Genomic DNA, 15,296 nt, shown 5'->3' with positions numbered 1-15,296 from the left:
CGACTAAGCTCCCATCATCTCTGAATGGAGCTCCACAGATGCGAACAAGCGCCGCCGTGATAGTCCCTCTCGTTCAAAGAACGCCTCGAGGGTGAACACCAAAGGAAAAAACCATTACTTATTGTTGAAGGCGGCCCATTGATTTTACGTCGTACGCCTGAACTTTTACATCGCGCGAGTTAAACACAACGTGACCCGCAGGCACGCTTTTATTTATAAAGCTACCCGCACCGACAACAACATTATCCCCCAGCGCCAAGTTGTCCGAAATAATGCAGGAGTGCGCGTGAACTCGAACCCCATCACCTATGACCAGCTTTATATCATCGCTCTGCCCTTTGATGCCGATAGTGCAGTTCTGCCATATTTTAAAGTTCTTGCCAATCTCTGCATGTGATGTAATCACGATCCCGGTAGGATGGGCAATCCACAAACCCTCACCAATGGTGGCGCCCAACATGATCTCCACATTAAATTCACGACTTATTTTTTCATTAAGAAGTTTGCCTCGACGCTTCCAGAATTTATTGCCTTGCGCATGTAAAACATAGGCAAGGCGAAACCAGAAGATATAACGATATCTATTGCTCCGACGACACTTTTGAAAAACCCGCCTCCAACTGAAAGGCTTATCCAGGCTGCCAATGATTTCGACATGCCAATAGCGCTTGGCCGCGCTAAGAATGCTAGCGGTCATGCGATATCCTTTTTATCTTGAGAATCCATTATCAACTGAGTAGAAAGAACAATCCCTATGGGTAGCCAGAAGATCATCCAGTAGACGCCAGGCCTGCTCAGGACGGTATGATAATCGAATAGGGCGGTCACAATACCAAATATAAGCAAAGGTAAACCTATTGAACCCAATGGCATCATCCAGGCACGTTGATTCATAGATTGACGAAATACAACGACGAGCATGGATAGCATTAACACAAGCCCAACGATCCCAAACTCATAAAAAAACTGTAAAAACAGATTGTGAGCTTGAGAGTAGCACTGGTCGCCAGAGAGGCATATTTCAAATCTGCGAGCCGCACCGGCACCGGTTAACCAAAACTTCTCAATACGCTCAAGCCAGCCTTCCCAGATGAGGTCTCTGAGACTTAGCCCCCGTGAATACTGATTAATCAATATTGGCAACAGCGAAATCGATATGACCACTATTAATGCTGCTGCCGCAAGGAGCCATTTTTTCGACCGTTCATTATGATGGAGAATAGCCGTGGTGCAAATCGCGAGACCATACCCCAGCCAGACCCCACGAGCGAAAGTGCAGTAGACGAACAAGGACAAACCCAATACGCAAGCGCTGAACAGCAGGATTGTGTTTTGAGAGTATCGTTTAGTGAGTAACTGCGAAAAACCGTAGACTCCAAAAAAGCCGTAGTACAGTGCTGCAATAATAGGGTTCTGAAAATTGGCGTACTTTCCGTAACCTAAGCTGTACAGGCGGTTTTCACTCACAAAAATACTCTTATCTTGCATTATCGATTGCACGACAATGCTTGCTATAGCCGTTATTCCCGCCGTCACAAAAAGAATATTAAGACATACCTCCAATCTACCTTCCCTGACCAACAGATTAATGGTAGCCAAGTATAAAATTACATATAAGGCTATTTTAAACTGTACAAACACCGAATTTTCCGACCCACTGTTAGTCAAAGCTACCGCAATTGTAAAGATCAACATAAGACCCGTGAGCAGGTATTTTTTGCTGATTAGGCTTTCGCGTAATGGCTTGTCAAAAATACAGAGAATCAATGCAGGTATGAACAACGTGGCATTGGAAATCGTCGTGTGGCGACTGCCATCAATAATGAATAGCATTCCGGCGATGTGTGCAATAAATCCAACCGTCAAAATCGCAAGTGAAAATCGTAAAAAAAAATTTCCTTGGTAGGTCATGGTGCATCCAGTTACAAGTTGAGTAAGCATCGCACAGCAATAGCGACTTTTTCTACAGATAACAACTAAGAGATAGCTTCAGCGGCCATGTGCTGAGTCAGTGGTTTCTTGGGTTGGGCAGCCATGAGATTTTCCTATGCTTGGAACGCCGGATCGCTTTCGCAGGTGGTAGCGACATTCATCGCAGAAAAAGCCAATACGCAAAGACCAAAAAAGCCCAGGATCCCTCCCCCCCTTCCTCCTAACTGATGGTGTTTTCCTGCTTACTTCACCTGGTTCTAGATTCGGCAAATCAACATCCATCAAAGGTACTTCGCATTCATTTTTCTACAGTTTACTGTAGAGCCTCCATTGTGAGCGACCTAATATTGCGCCGGCTGACAACCTGGTGCTGCCCTGTTGGGGTGCGGATATCCTTTAGGTCACAGCACGGGCGAGGGGAATTACGCAAGACCTTTTTTGCGTGGCGATCATCGACGCCGAAGTAGCAGGCATCGGATACTAGTCCGTCGATCTGCTCGCCGCCAGGCCGTTGTCAATTGCACCACGGATCAGTCGAGTATCTTTTTTGTTCGCCATAGCCAATACAGGGTTGTCGATGACCCAAACGACTGGCCTGAATATCAATGGGTCGCAAGGTCTGTCGAACCAGTTGGATTGCTTGAGAGCATGAGTTAGCAGCGGATTCGACACCCACCGGGCCACGCTAAAAGGTTTGAGATCAGATCGCTGGAGCCAAGGCTGGTGGGCCTTTCCTGGGACCAGGTCAAGCAAGAAGGTGCCAACTACCTGCAAATTGATTTGTGACCAAAACAGCAAGAGCTGTTTGACACTCTGGTTGGGGCTAAAAAAACGTCGAATTTGGAGGTGTCAGTCAGGCTCTCGGACGCGATGGTTCAAGAGGCGCTCGAAAGACTGTATATCGAGTATTCAACCTCTTGATCCACCGTGCCGCCTTAGCGGCGGCCGGCACAACCAAGCTTCACTTGCTGCCAGTACGTGACAACTCATCTCCCCTGACGCCCGCTGCACTGGCGACTATCAGCGCCACTACACAGGCAACCAACGAGAACAGAGCAAAAGCCCCCATCACATGCAAGTAAGGAAGTACGTGATTCCACGCTCGAGCTACCCCCAGGAAAGCAGCAAATAGCCAGCTGCTCATAGAGAGAGCGCCCAAGAGAGCCAGGCAAGTGCGGCCGGAGTTGCGTAACAAGACAAAGGGGGCCTTCTGCAGCAGCGGGAAACCGATCCGATGCAACAAAACACCATTGAGGCTAAGCAGCGCGACAACACTCACCTTGGCCCAGAGCTTTTGATTGAGCAGATACGCGCTCCCCTCATAGAGGTAACCCTGTAGCACCAGCAGCAAGCCACTTCCCCAAAGAGCCAATAGCGCGAGCGTGACGATTTTTTGGGTCTCGTCGAGATACTCACGCTGTATCTCACTCAACACATCCTTGCGCCAGCTCCATAGCTTTTGATCCGCCTGTAACACCCTCCCCAGAGCAATACAGGTGGCAATCAGATGACCATACACGAGTAGCATTTTGAGCATTACCTTGACCTTATTTTTATGTGGGCAATGCACTCCCTCGCACCCTTGACGTGAAACTAAATGATACAGATTCATATTTGTATCAACAAGTTACACAACCAGCCATCCATCTGGAAGCGGCTGTTTTTGCGGGGTTTTTCCTTAGCCTGGCGCTTGCGGAGCTGACGAGTCTGCTTGGTTAACGTCAGCGAGCCGACGGGTGGGGGCAATGTGATCTGGCTGAAGCGATTCTCCAAGCATCCAACGAACCACTTGGCACTGGAGCCGATGAGGCAGCTTTCTGATCCGAATCGCCTCGATCAATTGTTGTGCTCTGATTCGAGAGCTCTCAGCGTATCGAGAATGGCTCGACCGAATAATCATAAAATGGGCTCAATCCATTACGGAGTCCGATTTAGATGGCCCCTTCAATTAGGTAAACATGAAGGGTGTAGTGTCCGATAAGGATTTTTACAGCCTGGTCATGCATTTTTTTAACCATCAGACCCATCATCGCGGCCAGGTTACAACTCTGCTTTCGCAGGCGGGTGTCGACGTAGGCGACGGATCTAGTCGTTTTGATTCCATCCGAGTCCCACACTTAGCAAAAACTGCTTCAATCCCCTTATCAAAACGAACGTACGTTCGATCATTTTTAGGGAGACGCTGCAAAAATAGCCAACCGTCCTCACCCTTGGCACACTGAGCCCCCCACCAGCCCCCTCTCCGTGAGCCTTGTTACGCACGTGCAGAAGACCTTCTCCGAATTCGAATACGCCGGCAAGAAAAAGCAGACTCGTCGCGATCGCTTCTTAGCTGACCTTGAACAGCTGGTGCCCTGGGCACAACTGGAGGCGCAAGTGGTTCCGTTCTATGGCGACACCACAGGCAAGCGCGGGCGCCCTGCAATTGGGTTGTCGCGCATGCTGCGCATGTATGTCGTGCAGCAGTGTTTCGGTTTCTCCGATGAAGGTACCGAAGATGCCGTCTACGACAGCCAGGCCATTCGTGGTTTTATCGGCATCGACTTGGGCCGTGAGTCGGCACCGGATGCCACCACCTTGCTGCGATTTCGCCGCTTGCTGGAAAACCATCATCTGACGCGGGTGCTGTTTGAAACGATTAACCAGCATCTGGCCAGCCAGGGTTTGCTGCTCAAGGAAGGCACCCTTGTCGATGCCACCCTGATCGCCGCGCCGCCCTCGGTCAAGAACCGAGAAGGCAAGCGCGACCCTGAGATGCATCAGGCTAAAAAAGGCAATCAGTGGCACTTCGGGATGAAGGCCCACATTGGTGTCGATGCCACGTCGGGGCTGGTACACAGCTTGGTCGGGACGGCCGCCAACGTGGCGGATATCACCCAGGTCGACCAGTTGCTGCACGGTGCCGAAACCTATGTTTCGGGTGATGCTGGATACACCGGTGCGGCCAAGCGACCGGAGCATGCTGAACGGGACGTTATTTGGTCGATTGCAGCACGGCCAAGCAGTTACCAGCACCACGGCAAAGGCAGCTTGCTGTTCCGGGTCAAGCGCAAGATCGAATACGCCAAGGCGCAACTGCGTGCCAAGGTCGAGCACCCGTTCCAGGTGATCAAGGTGCGTTTCAATTACCGAAAGGTTCGCTACCGTGGACTGGAAAAGAATACGGCGCAGTTGTTCAGTCTGTTTGGGTTGGCCAATCTGATGCTGGCCAAGCGGTATTTGCAACGGGCGGCGGGATAAATCCGTCTGAAAGGCGAGACTGGCCCGCAAATCAGCAAAATGAGGGCAGATATCGGCCCCAGAAACGAAGAATAAGGCCGATGGGTTGAAAAAACGGTTTGAAAATGGAGGGACGGCGCGAACGGGTTAATTGTTCAGCGTCTCCTTAAAGATTTTATGACTGCTGAAACGTATCATCACCGAAATTAGCCGGTTTTTACCGAAATATACTCTGCATTGCACTGCGCCATCTCCGCTGACCTCGGAATTTCTCCATTTCGAGCCAGCTAGCGGAAGAGCAATACAAACAAAGAAACAGCCTCACTTAGATGAATATCGATACACCCCCCTCCAGACGACTCTCCGCTTTCGATGCGCACGCCCCCATTGAAAAGAGCAGTTCAACGCAATACGCGTACAAAGCTCAAATGCATGGGTGCTAGTCGAGCCTCTGCGATTACTTATTAACAATGAAACAACTATTAATCTAACCAAGATGGAGTACGCAGTACTCGACTTGTTAATAAGCAGCAGAGAACGGATAGTAAGTAATGATGCAATTGCCAAAAAACTAAACAAAAACCTTGACCACTATAAGGGGCTAGTGATGTGCCTCAGCAGGCTACAAGCGAAATTCAAGAAGTCCGCTAGAGGAGATAACCTTTTCCGCTCAGTGAGAAATCGCGGTTACTGCATCGTCCAAGCAATACACATTGAGAAGGACTTATCTCACAGGCATAACGTATGCGATGAAAAAACCTGGAAGCGTTGCTCGCCTAATCTCCGCCACAGCATCTACTTGCTAACTGGTGCATCCGTCGATTGGGTTGAGGTATGTAGCAGCTCTGGCACGAGAGGTGCGTATTAACCAGGCGACTATCGCCCTAAAGGAAAGCCAAGGTTTTGCACGCTGGTTTCCAGTGCTTATTTCGGTGGGTGGGTATGGGCTCGAAATAGTCTTTCTGGGGCTGGCTCAGAATGACCTGCCCATGTCATTAAATATCTCTACGTGGTCCGGCCTTGGTTAACACTCATCACTGTGATTGCGGCCTTCGGATATCAACAGATTCCCAGTTTTACATCACCCTTATCATTGCCGGAATCATTCTGGTCAATATTGCAAGCGTGAGCGCCAAAGCCTGCGTCCGCCCACGCGGAAAGCCGTGAGGATTCCACCCAGAGCCGGTGGTTTTGTGGGCCGGTGATGCTTCAACGAGTTGATTAAACAGGTCGATTGGCCCAAGCCTTCCGGAATCTGTGGATTCAGTTCGCAGTATCGGTTGAAGATCTGCCGGGCCTGAACAGTTTCATATCATTAGCCGTTTAAAAAACTAAACCAACTCACCCGCCAACCGTTCCACAAACGGCTCAAATTCCGAAAGCGTGACCATCAGTTCCTGATACTGGGTCAGACCCAGTCGCTGACGGCTCGATTTACGCAAGTTCACATCCGAAGGGTCAGTAAACAAGACTCTCTTCGAAGTGTCGGCCGCCAGGATGCCAGCAATCAGCATCGATTCGCAGTCCGCACGCTCCGATATCTGCGCGACAAAGTCACGGTGATCGACGACGCTGACCGACATGCCTAAGCGATTGGCACAATGGGCCACCAACGCCTCGAACGTTACAAACTCAATGGCCGTGACATCCACTTGTTGTGCCAGCAAATCGAAGGCTTCGGGCGCCGCGACAAAATGACAAATCCAGTTGGCCAAACGGTCTGCCGGCAGTAAACCAATGTACCCGTAACCCGCGGGCACCTGCCCGAGTCGTAGGCATAATTTCAGCAACAGGTGCACCAGGGATTTTTTATGGCTGTAGCCCATGCTCACCGACGGCAAGACATCATCGATCCGATAGATCTTCGCTCGCATCCCTTGCGCCTGGGCGTCCAGAATCAATCGGTCCGCCAGGTATTTCGTATAGCCGTAGCCATTGATGCCGTTCGACCGGGCATGCTCATCCAGCTCGGCTCCCGTCACCCCGACCTGACCATCGAGCGAGCATCTGGCCGCCAACGAGGAAACATGGTGCAGGCGCTTGAAGGTCGACTCGTTGCAAAACCGGATCAACTCGGCAGTCCCCTGCACGTTAGCGGCATACAGATGGGAAGGCTCGGACAAGAAATTCACTTCAGCGGCGCTATGGATGACCTCGTCCACGCTCTCGGTCAGTTGTATCCACTCTTGCGGATCGAGGCCAATGCAGGGTGACCTCAGATCCCCGAGGACAGCCTTGAGTCTGGTGGTATCCAATACTCTTCCGGTGAAGGCATTGGCGTAGATGGACATCAACCGCGCCTGGGCTGACTCAAGGGTGTCACCGCGCAAAAGTACCGTCACCCTCAACGCGGTAGAGGTCAGCAAACGCTCCAGAATATGGATACCGACAAAACCGGTCGCTCCAGTGAGCAGAATTTCCTGGATGCGCCTCTGCGACTGTCCCCAAGGTCGCAAGGTGTGGCTGTACAAAGGCGCCATTTCAATGGCTTTGGTGCCGGCGTTGCCATCGAACAATGCCGCGCCAAGGCTCAGCGGTGTCGGGTGGCGGTAGAGGGTCTGTAAAGCCAAAGTCCGGTTGAAGCGCGCGCCTATCAAAACCTTGAGTGAAACAGCAGCCAATGAATCCCCGCCCCACTCAAAAAAATTCGAGTCCTGACAAAAACAATCGCTCAACAGCACCTGACGAAAGCACTCAAGCAACTGATCCTGCGTCGAGACGGCCGGGGTGGGCGGCTGGAAAAACTGCCAGCTCCCGATGAATGCGGCTGCAATGGCGGTGTAATCCAGTTTGCCATTCGGACTGACCGGCAACGTTTGCAGGTGCAGAAAGTATTGTGGGATGTGCGTCAGGGGCATAAGCCGACCGAGTTCTTTTCGCAGTTCACAGACATCGATCGCACGCTCTGCGGTGTAGGCCAATGCCAGCGTGGCGTCGCCCTGTGCAGCGTTGACGACGACTGCCGCGGCATCGCGCACTTGGACAAAAGCTTCGCGAAAACGCGCGTTCACCTCATCGAGTTCGATTCTGACACCCCGCACTTTCACTTGATGATCGTGGCGTCCATGAAACTCCAGCAACCCGTCTTCACGCACCCGCGCCCGGTCGCCTGTTCGATAAACGAAGGCCCCCGGCACATCGGGAAACAGGTTTGGCACAAAGGATTTTTCCGTCAGCTCGGGCTCGTTAAGATAACCGTTGCCCACACAGATTCCCCCCACCACCACCTCACCGACGATGCCGTCTGGCAGCACCTCCAGTTGCGGCCCGACGATTCGGACGTAGGTATTGTCGATTGGGCGTCCAAGGGGAATAGCTCCGGCATCAGTGTCACGCACCTGGTGAAACACCATGCCGATAGAGGCTTCCGTATGCCCATAGGTGTTGATGATGTGCACACCGGGCAGGATCCGGCGAAAGGAATGGACGGAAACCGGGTCAATGGCCTCACCGCCGATCAGCACATACTGCAGGCTCTGCAAGTGAGATGGGCAGATTGCCCCTTGCTCCAACGCCCGCACAAGAACCTTGAAAAGCGATGGTACAAAATCCGTCATCGTGACCTGGTGACGACGAATATGCTCGACAACGCAGTCCAGATCCCACAGCTCACGCCGGTACGGAATAATCGTTGTGCCGCCACTGGTCAGAGGCCATAGCAGTTGCCAGATCGAGGAATCGAACAGCGGCGCACTATTTTGGTAAACCACATGCCCATCGCCAAAGTAGCGACTCATGTAGCGGAATCGATTGGCCACCCCGGCGTGATGATTCAAGGCACATTTGGGCGTCCCGGTCGTGCCTGATGTAAAGAAACCATAGAGGTTTGTGTTGGCACTGCTGCGCGATGTCCGTGGTGGCAGTGTCGCATCGTCACAGTCAGTGCTGACCTCCAGACAAGTGAGGCCGCAAAGCTCGGGTCTGGGCGCTTCACCTCTGGGCACATAAACAAACCGGGCACGGGTACTGGCCAATACGGCGGCCATGCGATTGGCTGGCCAGGACAAGTCGATCGGTATGAGCACGGCACCGACCATCATCGCGCTTAACCAGACCACCGATAACTCGACACCTGCATCGACTCCGCACAACAGGCACTCCCCCGCCTGCAATCCAGCCTCCTCCAGAGACGCTGCGTTATGGCTGGCCATAAGCATCAGGTGACGGTAGCTGACACGCTCGGTGCCGCTCACAACGGCAATGTGATCCGGCGTTGTCGAGTGACTCTGCAAAACCATTTCCAGGACGTCGCAAGACAACTCGACATCAAAACCAAAGGCAGTACTCAGGGGAGCGCCAGACATAAATAAATCCCTTTATTTGCAAACTATCCCAGGCTTGCTGATACACGGATCACAAGCTGACGGTGGTGGCCAAACGTATGCTCAGTCCAATCAAAACTGCGCCCATGACTCGATCCAGCCACTGTCCTGCATTGGGGTGGGTGCGAAGCCTTTCTGTGGCTTTGGCTGCCACCAGGACGAACGAAACTTCAACGACGATGGCAACCAGGATTACCAGGCTGCCTAATAAAAAGATCTGTAGCGCGGGAGCCCCCATGGACGGCTGAACGAACTGAGGCAGGAACGCCAGAAAGAACAAAGCGACTTTCGGGTTAAACACGTCGATAAGAATGCCCTGCTTGTAGGCTTGCCATACACCGTATTGCTTGGCCTGCGCGTTGCCCTGATCATGAACGGACCCCGTGGAGGCCATGACACTTTTCACGCCCAAGTAGAGCAAATAAGCTGCACCGGCATACTTGAGTGCATCGAAGGCATTTTCCGAAGCGGCAATTAGAGCGCTGACACCGCAGGCCGCCAGAACCACATGGACAAAGGCACCGCTACAGACCCCCAGCGCCGAGGCGATACCGACTTTTTTTCCTGAGGATATCGTCCTCGACAAGATGTAAAGCAGGTCGGGCCCTGGAGAAATATTCAACAAGAGTGCCGAAAATAAAAAAACAAGCCAAAACGCTTCATTGTCCACAGTCACTTCCAGCCGCCTTAATCAAACAACAGAGGATTACTTAACCAGCTTCAAACTTTTAGCATCAGACTTGACTGTTTCAATGTCGTCCAATTCCCTGGCAACGAGATCCTCGTAGCGCTCTCTCTGGCGCACGACTTGATAATGCTCGCCCATGACCACCACTTCAGCCGGACGAACTTTCGAGTTGTACTGGCTGGCCATGCTCATCGCGTAGGCACCCGCCGAAAAAACGGCCAGGGTGTCATGTTCCGAAAGCGTCGGCAGCGGACGCGACAACGCGAGAAAATCCCCTGTTTCACAAATCGGCCCAACCACATCCACCGGCGACAATGCCCCTTCTGGCCGGGGTTGCGAAGGATTGGTCGCGTGCGTCCAGTGCCCGTTGAAATCGCCATATCGGATCGGCCACATGGCATGGTGGGCACCGTAAAGCGTGGGTCTGAGCAAGATGTTCATGCCGGCATCGACAATGACGATCTGACGGTCCCAGCCATCCTTGATGTATTCGACGCCGGTCAACAACACGCCGGCATTGGCGCTGATAGAGCGACCGGGTTCAATCACGAACCGCAGGCCGCGCGCCTTGAGTCTCTTAAGCCGGTGAGAAATGACGCTGCCCATTTCCTGCAACGAAATGCTATTGGAATGAGAGGCTTCGTATATGGCTGGAAAACCACCACCGATATTGATCGTATCGACGGTGCCGCCCGCCTGTTCCACCTCATCCAACAGCGTCTCGATGACGTCTATGCAAGCCAGATAGGAAGCGCTGTCATGGATAGGCGAGCCAATGTGCGCATGGATTCCGAAAACGTCGACGTTGCCGTACAAACCCTCTGCGTAAAGCCGCGCCGAACGCGTCACCGGAATGCCGAATTTGGTCTGACGTCCTCCCGTAGATGTTTTTTGCGGGGTATCACGGTCAGCAACGTCGGGATTGATCCGAATAGAAACCCTGGCCCTGCAGCCGCACTGACCCGCAATAGCATCAATCCTTGCCAGTTCCCCCTCAGACTCAACATTGAACTGATAGACGCCTGCCTCCAGTGCATATTTGATTTCCTCCGCAGACTTGCCCACCCCGGCAAATACAATGGTTTCGGGGCGAGCACCGGCCAGCAGGGCTCGATAGATTTCGCCACCACTGACGACGTCCAGACCTGCGCCGTGCTCCACCAGAAACTTCAGGATGTTCAAATTGCTGCAGCTTTTGACTGAGAAACAAATCAGCGGGTCAATCAGTAAAAAAGCATCGCGCATGTTTTGCAAGTGCGACGCCAAGGTACTCAATGAATAAACAAACAAGGGTGTGCCCAACTTTTCAGCCAGGCTGTCCAGGTTCACCCCTTCGGCATGCAGAACACCTTGTTTGTAACTGAAACCGTCCATTCGAACCTCTCTGAAAAACCCGGCAGTAAAATAGTCATTGCATGTTTTTTAATGTCAGTCGTACGGCGACGCGTCGACAAATCAATTCAACCTGCCGCTCTCGCGCAAATAAGCAATAACGCTGTCGGCACTGCTCTCAGGGCTCTGCGGTGTCCCTCCGATCAGGATATCGGGGGCCACGGGGCGTTCGTATGGCGAGTCTATGCCGGTGAAATTCGTGATTTCACCCTTCCTGGCCTTGCTATACAGCCCTTTGGGATCACGCCGTTCACACACTGCCAACGGGGTGTCGACGAAGACTTCGATGAAGTCCGCTCCCAGCAACGTCCGAACCGTACTGCGGTCCTGTTCGAAGGGAGATATCAGCGCCGCGAGGACAATGATTCCACTGTCCAGAAACAGCTTGGTGACTTCCCCCACGCGCCGGATATTTTCAATACGGTCATCGGCGCTGAACCCCAGGTCACGGCACAAGCCATGGCGAATGTTGTCGCCATCGAGCACCACCGTGACGTACCCCAACTCGAACAACTTCGCCTCCACCAGCCTCGCCACTGTGCTCTTGCCGGCCCCACTGAGGCCCGTGAACCACAAGGCACAAGGCTGCTGACGTAATTGCCGCGAACGCATGTGCGGCAGGATCGCTCCAGCGTGCCAGCCAAGATTTTTCGACATACAGCGCCTCACTCAAAACGAAACAGCGTCTCGACTCAGTTTGAACATCACAGGTAAGACAGGAACTTCTTGTAGACAACCAGGTTGTCGTCATAGAAGGACTTCAAGCGCGGGTCGTTATCGACACGTACCGCATAGTGCTTGCTGACCGGTCTTATGGAGGTGCTCTGGGCCGCATCTTCATGCCAGTGCCGAGTGCGCTCCCACACTCGGCGATGACCGGGTTCCCACTGCAAGGATTCGGGTTTTTGTTCAATGCCTACTTTGCGGCAAAAGTCCGCGATAACGTTTTGCGGAGCCAGCACCAACTGGTTGGCATCGACAATGACCGGATCATGTACGCCTCTCGCTCTGGCGGCGCAGTACAACGCATCAAGGTGCTGGTAGCCGACTTGTTGTGAGGTCAACTGCGGGTTCATTGCATAGTGCGAGTTGATGACTTGCTCGGGGTTTCTGATCATGAACACATGGTGCGCGTCGTCCGGATAAGCACCTTCATCGATAAACCCTGCATAAGAAAATTCGCAGGTGTCTTTAATGAACACATTGCCCTTGTCCAATAACGTTCTGACATGCGCGAACAACCTGTCCGGCGAATCTATCCGGTGCGTTTCACCCTGTACTTCATGGGTAAAAACATGACCGGCAGCCAAATCGCACAACGGCTCATGCAGTACCGTGAAATCGCCCCTGGCTTCAATCATTCGCACGAACGCCGTTGACAGCGAGCGCGGCGGCGCCCACAAGATCACTAACTTGTTTGTCATTCCCTTGACCGCTCAGCTCGGGTAACTGAAAGAGCACAGCAAAGGTATCCCTGCGCTCATGTGAATCGCCAGTCGGATCAGGCAGATTCAAGGATGTTTTCGGTGATCCAGCGTTGCCCGCCATGGGCAAAGCGATACTGCTGCGCCGTGAATCGATTCCGGCTGTAGTTGTAAACACGGTCAACCAGATAGCTGCCCTTGTATAACTTCACGTCCACATAACCATCGGCCCATTGCACTAACTCATTCACCGCTTTGAAGGCCGCCTGAGTGGCCGGATCGTACAAACGACCGGCATACGTCTGCCGGGCAATGAACGTCGAACTGAAACGCAAGACTTCCCAGGAGTCTTTATCGACAGTCGCCTGATAAAGGCTCTTCAATGCCGTGGCGATCAAATCCAGACCGGGTGACTCATACGTGCCCCGCCCTTTCGTGCCATTCATTCGATTCTCGAGCACTGCCTTGATCACGACACCATTGCGCCCGGCGATTTCGTTGGCCATCGCCACCGCTTCATAATGGGACAGGACCTTGCCGTTGATTTCCACCGGGTAACCTTTCTCGAACCGGATGGTGCAACGTTCTACCTGTTCGGGCGCCTGCTCCGGGCGCACCCCCATGATTGGCTGGACGCTGTCCGGGGAGTTGGCAATGGACTCAAGCTCAACACTCTCATGGGACACGCCGCCGAGATTGGCATCGATCGAATGGGCAGCCTTGTCACGCAACAACTGTTCGTTCTTGTCTATTACCGCCCGGCCCATATCGCTACGGGTCTTGAAGCGTTCAGCCGTCGCACTGTCCTGCCAGGGGGAATAGGGCATGATCTGCGGGGCAAACATATTCAGGTAGTAGGTGAACCGAAATTCGTCGTTGCCACCGTGCACGGCTCCGTGGGCCAGGACGTTGCATCCCTTGGCGCCAAGCGCCGCGACCAGCCCCTTGACGGTGACGGCACGGGCAATGCCGGTGGTGTTCCAGTAGCCACCATCGTAATGCGCCTGCGCCCTGACAGCGTTCAGGCATTCAGTCGCCATATCTTCCTTCAAGTCGACAACATGGGCGGCATTGAGCAGATCGATATTACGGGTACAGAATTGATGGGCCTCTTCATTGGGCTGGCCGATATCAACAATGAACTGCTCGAAATCAATTTGCTCATTCTCGAGTAGCTGGCTAATGAACAGACTGACCAGGCCACCCGATGAGCACACGCCTACTTTGCGGTTCTTCAACTCTGAAATTTTCATGACATTCCCTTGATCAAGATAGAAGACACTTCGTAAGAAATGTTATTGCGACCACTCTGTCGGCGCTCGGTCCCAGCGATGATCCGCAAGACGCTGCAGAAGTTCGGCGTCCAAGGAACCTTTCGATGAACACGCCAGGTTCTGCGAAAGGTTCCTTATCGCCCGCATGCCGGGGATAACCGTATGAATGTCCGGATTCGAAAGGATGAAGCGCAATGCACACTCAGCCAGTGACACCCCCTCGGGAATGTCTTTTTTCAACACCTCGACTCTATCGACGGTGGCGTGCAGGTTCTCCGGAACAAAGTAACTGTTACGCCAATCGCCTTCCGGCCACACGGTTTCTTTCGTCAATACCCCCGTCAAGGACCCCTCGTCGAACGGCACCCTGGCGATCACGCCCACATTGTGTTTTTTGCAAGCAGGAATAAGGTGGTCCGTGGGGGCCTGGTCAAAGATGTTGTAAATAACCTGAACGCTGTCAATCAATCCCGTCTCCAGTGTCTTGATGACATTGTCAGGCTCCCACCGATTAACACTGATGCCGATGCCTTGAATAACCTTCTGAGACTTCAGGTCATCAATCACCCGCATCCAGCTTTCATCTTGTGCCCAGTCGTCTTCCCAGACATGAAACTGCATCAAGTCAATAGAGTGCATTCCCAGATTGTTCAGACTCTTATCAACAAACTCTCGAATATGATCGGAGGGGAAAACATCATTGAGCCGATCGCCTCGTTTGGAAGGCCACTCCCTGTTCTTTGGTGGAATCTTTGTGGCAACGACAATCTTTTTATCGGGATTGCTCTTGAGCACTCGGCCCAGCATGTGTTCGCTGTGCCCACGGCCATATATCCATGCGGTATCGAAAAAATTGCAGCCTTTATCGACAGCCAGTTGCAGAGCCTGCATGCCTTGTTCATCGGCAGAGCCGGTCCAGCCTCCTTCGCCGCCGGCAATACCCCACATGCCATAACCCACCTCACTGACTTTCCAGCCAAGCCTGCCAAACGTTCTGTAATTCATCGTGTTATCCATAACCACCAATAATCCAGAGCACTTGCTT

13 protein-coding genes and 1 pseudogene are annotated in these 15,296 nt (G+C 52.8%); 4 read left to right on the top strand and 10 right to left on the bottom strand.

What is annotated here, in order from left to right:
- Nucleotides 1-118: 118 nt before the first annotated feature.
- The 3 genes from AB7M26_RS15235 to AB7M26_RS15225 all read right to left on the bottom strand — a co-directional run bounded on the left by AB7M26_RS15235 (nt 119) and on the right by AB7M26_RS15225 (nt 3,469).
- The gene (locus AB7M26_RS15235) at nt 119-697 is read right to left on the bottom strand and encodes a serine O-acetyltransferase (protein ID WP_123497795.1); all 579 of its coding nucleotides are present in this window, start codon (nt 695-697) and stop codon (nt 119-121) included.
- Nucleotides 694-1,911, bottom strand: a complete 1,218-nt coding sequence (locus AB7M26_RS15230; RefSeq protein ID WP_429379369.1) for an O-antigen ligase family protein — start codon at nt 1,909-1,911, stop codon at nt 694-696. The genes AB7M26_RS15235 and AB7M26_RS15230 overlap by 4 nt, the downstream gene beginning before the upstream one ends.
- Before the next feature lie 982 nt (nt 1,912-2,893).
- A complete protein-coding gene (locus AB7M26_RS15225) occupies nt 2,894-3,469 on the bottom strand; it encodes a hypothetical protein (protein WP_429379367.1) in 576 nt (191 codons plus the stop codon).
- Between the two features lie 421 nt (nt 3,470-3,890).
- On the opposite strand from AB7M26_RS15225, the gene AB7M26_RS15220 reads away from it, so the two are divergent.
- The 4 genes and pseudogenes from AB7M26_RS15220 to AB7M26_RS15205 all read left to right on the top strand — a co-directional run bounded on the left by AB7M26_RS15220 (nt 3,891) and on the right by AB7M26_RS15205 (nt 6,318).
- Nucleotides 3,891-4,154, top strand: coding sequence for a DinB family protein (locus AB7M26_RS15220; protein WP_429385016.1), 264 nt, complete (start codon nt 3,891-3,893; stop codon nt 4,152-4,154).
- 40 nt (nt 4,155-4,194) lie between these two features.
- A complete protein-coding gene (locus AB7M26_RS15215) occupies nt 4,195-5,172 on the top strand; it encodes an IS5 family transposase (protein ID WP_123501377.1) in 978 nt (325 codons plus the stop codon).
- A gap of 415 nt (nt 5,173-5,587) precedes the next feature.
- Nucleotides 5,588-6,019, top strand: coding sequence for a winged helix-turn-helix domain-containing protein (locus tag AB7M26_RS15210; protein WP_429385013.1), 432 nt, complete (start codon nt 5,588-5,590; stop codon nt 6,017-6,019).
- A pseudogene (locus tag AB7M26_RS15205) lies at nt 5,973-6,318 on the top strand (DMT family transporter). The gene AB7M26_RS15210 and the pseudogene AB7M26_RS15205 overlap by 47 nt, the downstream one beginning before the upstream one ends.
- Before the next feature lie 164 nt (nt 6,319-6,482).
- On the opposite strand, the gene AB7M26_RS15200 reads toward AB7M26_RS15205, so the two are convergent.
- From AB7M26_RS15200 to AB7M26_RS15170, 7 genes are all read right to left on the bottom strand, one after another.
- Nucleotides 6,483-9,389 (bottom strand): non-ribosomal peptide synthetase, encoded by a 2,907-nt coding sequence (locus tag AB7M26_RS15200; RefSeq protein WP_429388846.1) that lies wholly within the window; start codon nt 9,387-9,389, stop codon nt 6,483-6,485.
- Nucleotides 9,390-9,504: 115 nt separating this feature from the next.
- Entirely contained in the window at nt 9,505-10,149 is a 645-nt protein-coding gene (locus AB7M26_RS15195; protein ID WP_429385010.1) for a LysE family translocator, read from the bottom strand.
- Nucleotides 10,150-10,179: 30 nt separating this feature from the next.
- Complete coding sequence (lysA, locus tag AB7M26_RS15190; RefSeq protein WP_123497807.1) at nt 10,180-11,535, bottom strand: diaminopimelate decarboxylase; 1,356 nt, start codon at nt 11,533-11,535, stop codon at nt 10,180-10,182.
- An 81-nt stretch (nt 11,536-11,616) separates the two neighbouring features.
- Nucleotides 11,617-12,210: an adenylyl-sulfate kinase gene (cysC, locus tag AB7M26_RS15185; RefSeq protein ID WP_429379362.1), complete on the bottom strand. Its 594-nt coding sequence runs from the start codon at nt 12,208-12,210 to the stop codon at nt 11,617-11,619.
- 47 nt (nt 12,211-12,257) lie between these two features.
- The gene (locus tag AB7M26_RS15180) at nt 12,258-12,977 is read right to left on the bottom strand and encodes a sulfotransferase-like domain-containing protein (RefSeq protein ID WP_007992552.1); all 720 of its coding nucleotides are present in this window, start codon (nt 12,975-12,977) and stop codon (nt 12,258-12,260) included.
- 77 nt (nt 12,978-13,054) lie between these two features.
- Complete coding sequence (locus AB7M26_RS15175; RefSeq protein ID WP_218399191.1) at nt 13,055-14,230, bottom strand: argininosuccinate synthase domain-containing protein; 1,176 nt, start codon at nt 14,228-14,230, stop codon at nt 13,055-13,057.
- Between the two features lie 42 nt (nt 14,231-14,272).
- Nucleotides 14,273-15,256, bottom strand: a complete 984-nt coding sequence (locus AB7M26_RS15170; RefSeq protein WP_429385002.1) for an aldo/keto reductase — start codon at nt 15,254-15,256, stop codon at nt 14,273-14,275.
- Nucleotides 15,257-15,296: the final 40 nt, after the last annotated feature.

The sequence above is a fragment of the Pseudomonas sp. F-14 TE3482 genome (assembly GCF_053629455.1).
The sequence above is the reverse complement of the archived record's forward strand: the minus strand, read 5'-3'. Positions and strand labels throughout refer to the sequence as shown.

Coding starts and splice junctions, on each gene's coding strand:
- AB7M26_RS15230 (WP_429379369.1), bottom strand. CDS start 1,911: ATGACCTACCAAGGAAATTTTTTTTTACGATTTTCACTTGCGATTTTG.
- AB7M26_RS15180 (WP_007992552.1), bottom strand. CDS start 12,977: ATGACAAACAAGTTAGTGATCTTGTGGGCGCCGCCGCGCTCGCTGTCA.
- AB7M26_RS15170 (WP_429385002.1), bottom strand. CDS start 15,256: ATGAATTACAGAACGTTTGGCAGGCTTGGCTGGAAAGTCAGTGAGGTG.
- AB7M26_RS15200 (WP_429388846.1), bottom strand. CDS start 9,389: ATGGTTTTGCAGAGTCACTCGACAACGCCGGATCACATTGCCGTTGTG.
- AB7M26_RS15175 (WP_218399191.1), bottom strand. CDS start 14,230: ATGAAAATTTCAGAGTTGAAGAACCGCAAAGTAGGCGTGTGCTCATCG.
- AB7M26_RS15225 (WP_429379367.1), bottom strand. CDS start 3,469: ATGCTCAAAATGCTACTCGTGTATGGTCATCTGATTGCCACCTGTATT.
- AB7M26_RS15220 (WP_429385016.1), top strand. CDS start 3,891: ATGAAGGGTGTAGTGTCCGATAAGGATTTTTACAGCCTGGTCATGCAT.
- cysC (WP_429379362.1), bottom strand. CDS start 12,210: ATGTCGAAAAATCTTGGCTGGCACGCTGGAGCGATCCTGCCGCACATG.
- lysA (WP_123497807.1), bottom strand. CDS start 11,535: ATGGACGGTTTCAGTTACAAACAAGGTGTTCTGCATGCCGAAGGGGTG.
- AB7M26_RS15235 (WP_123497795.1), bottom strand. CDS start 697: ATGACCGCTAGCATTCTTAGCGCGGCCAAGCGCTATTGGCATGTCGAA.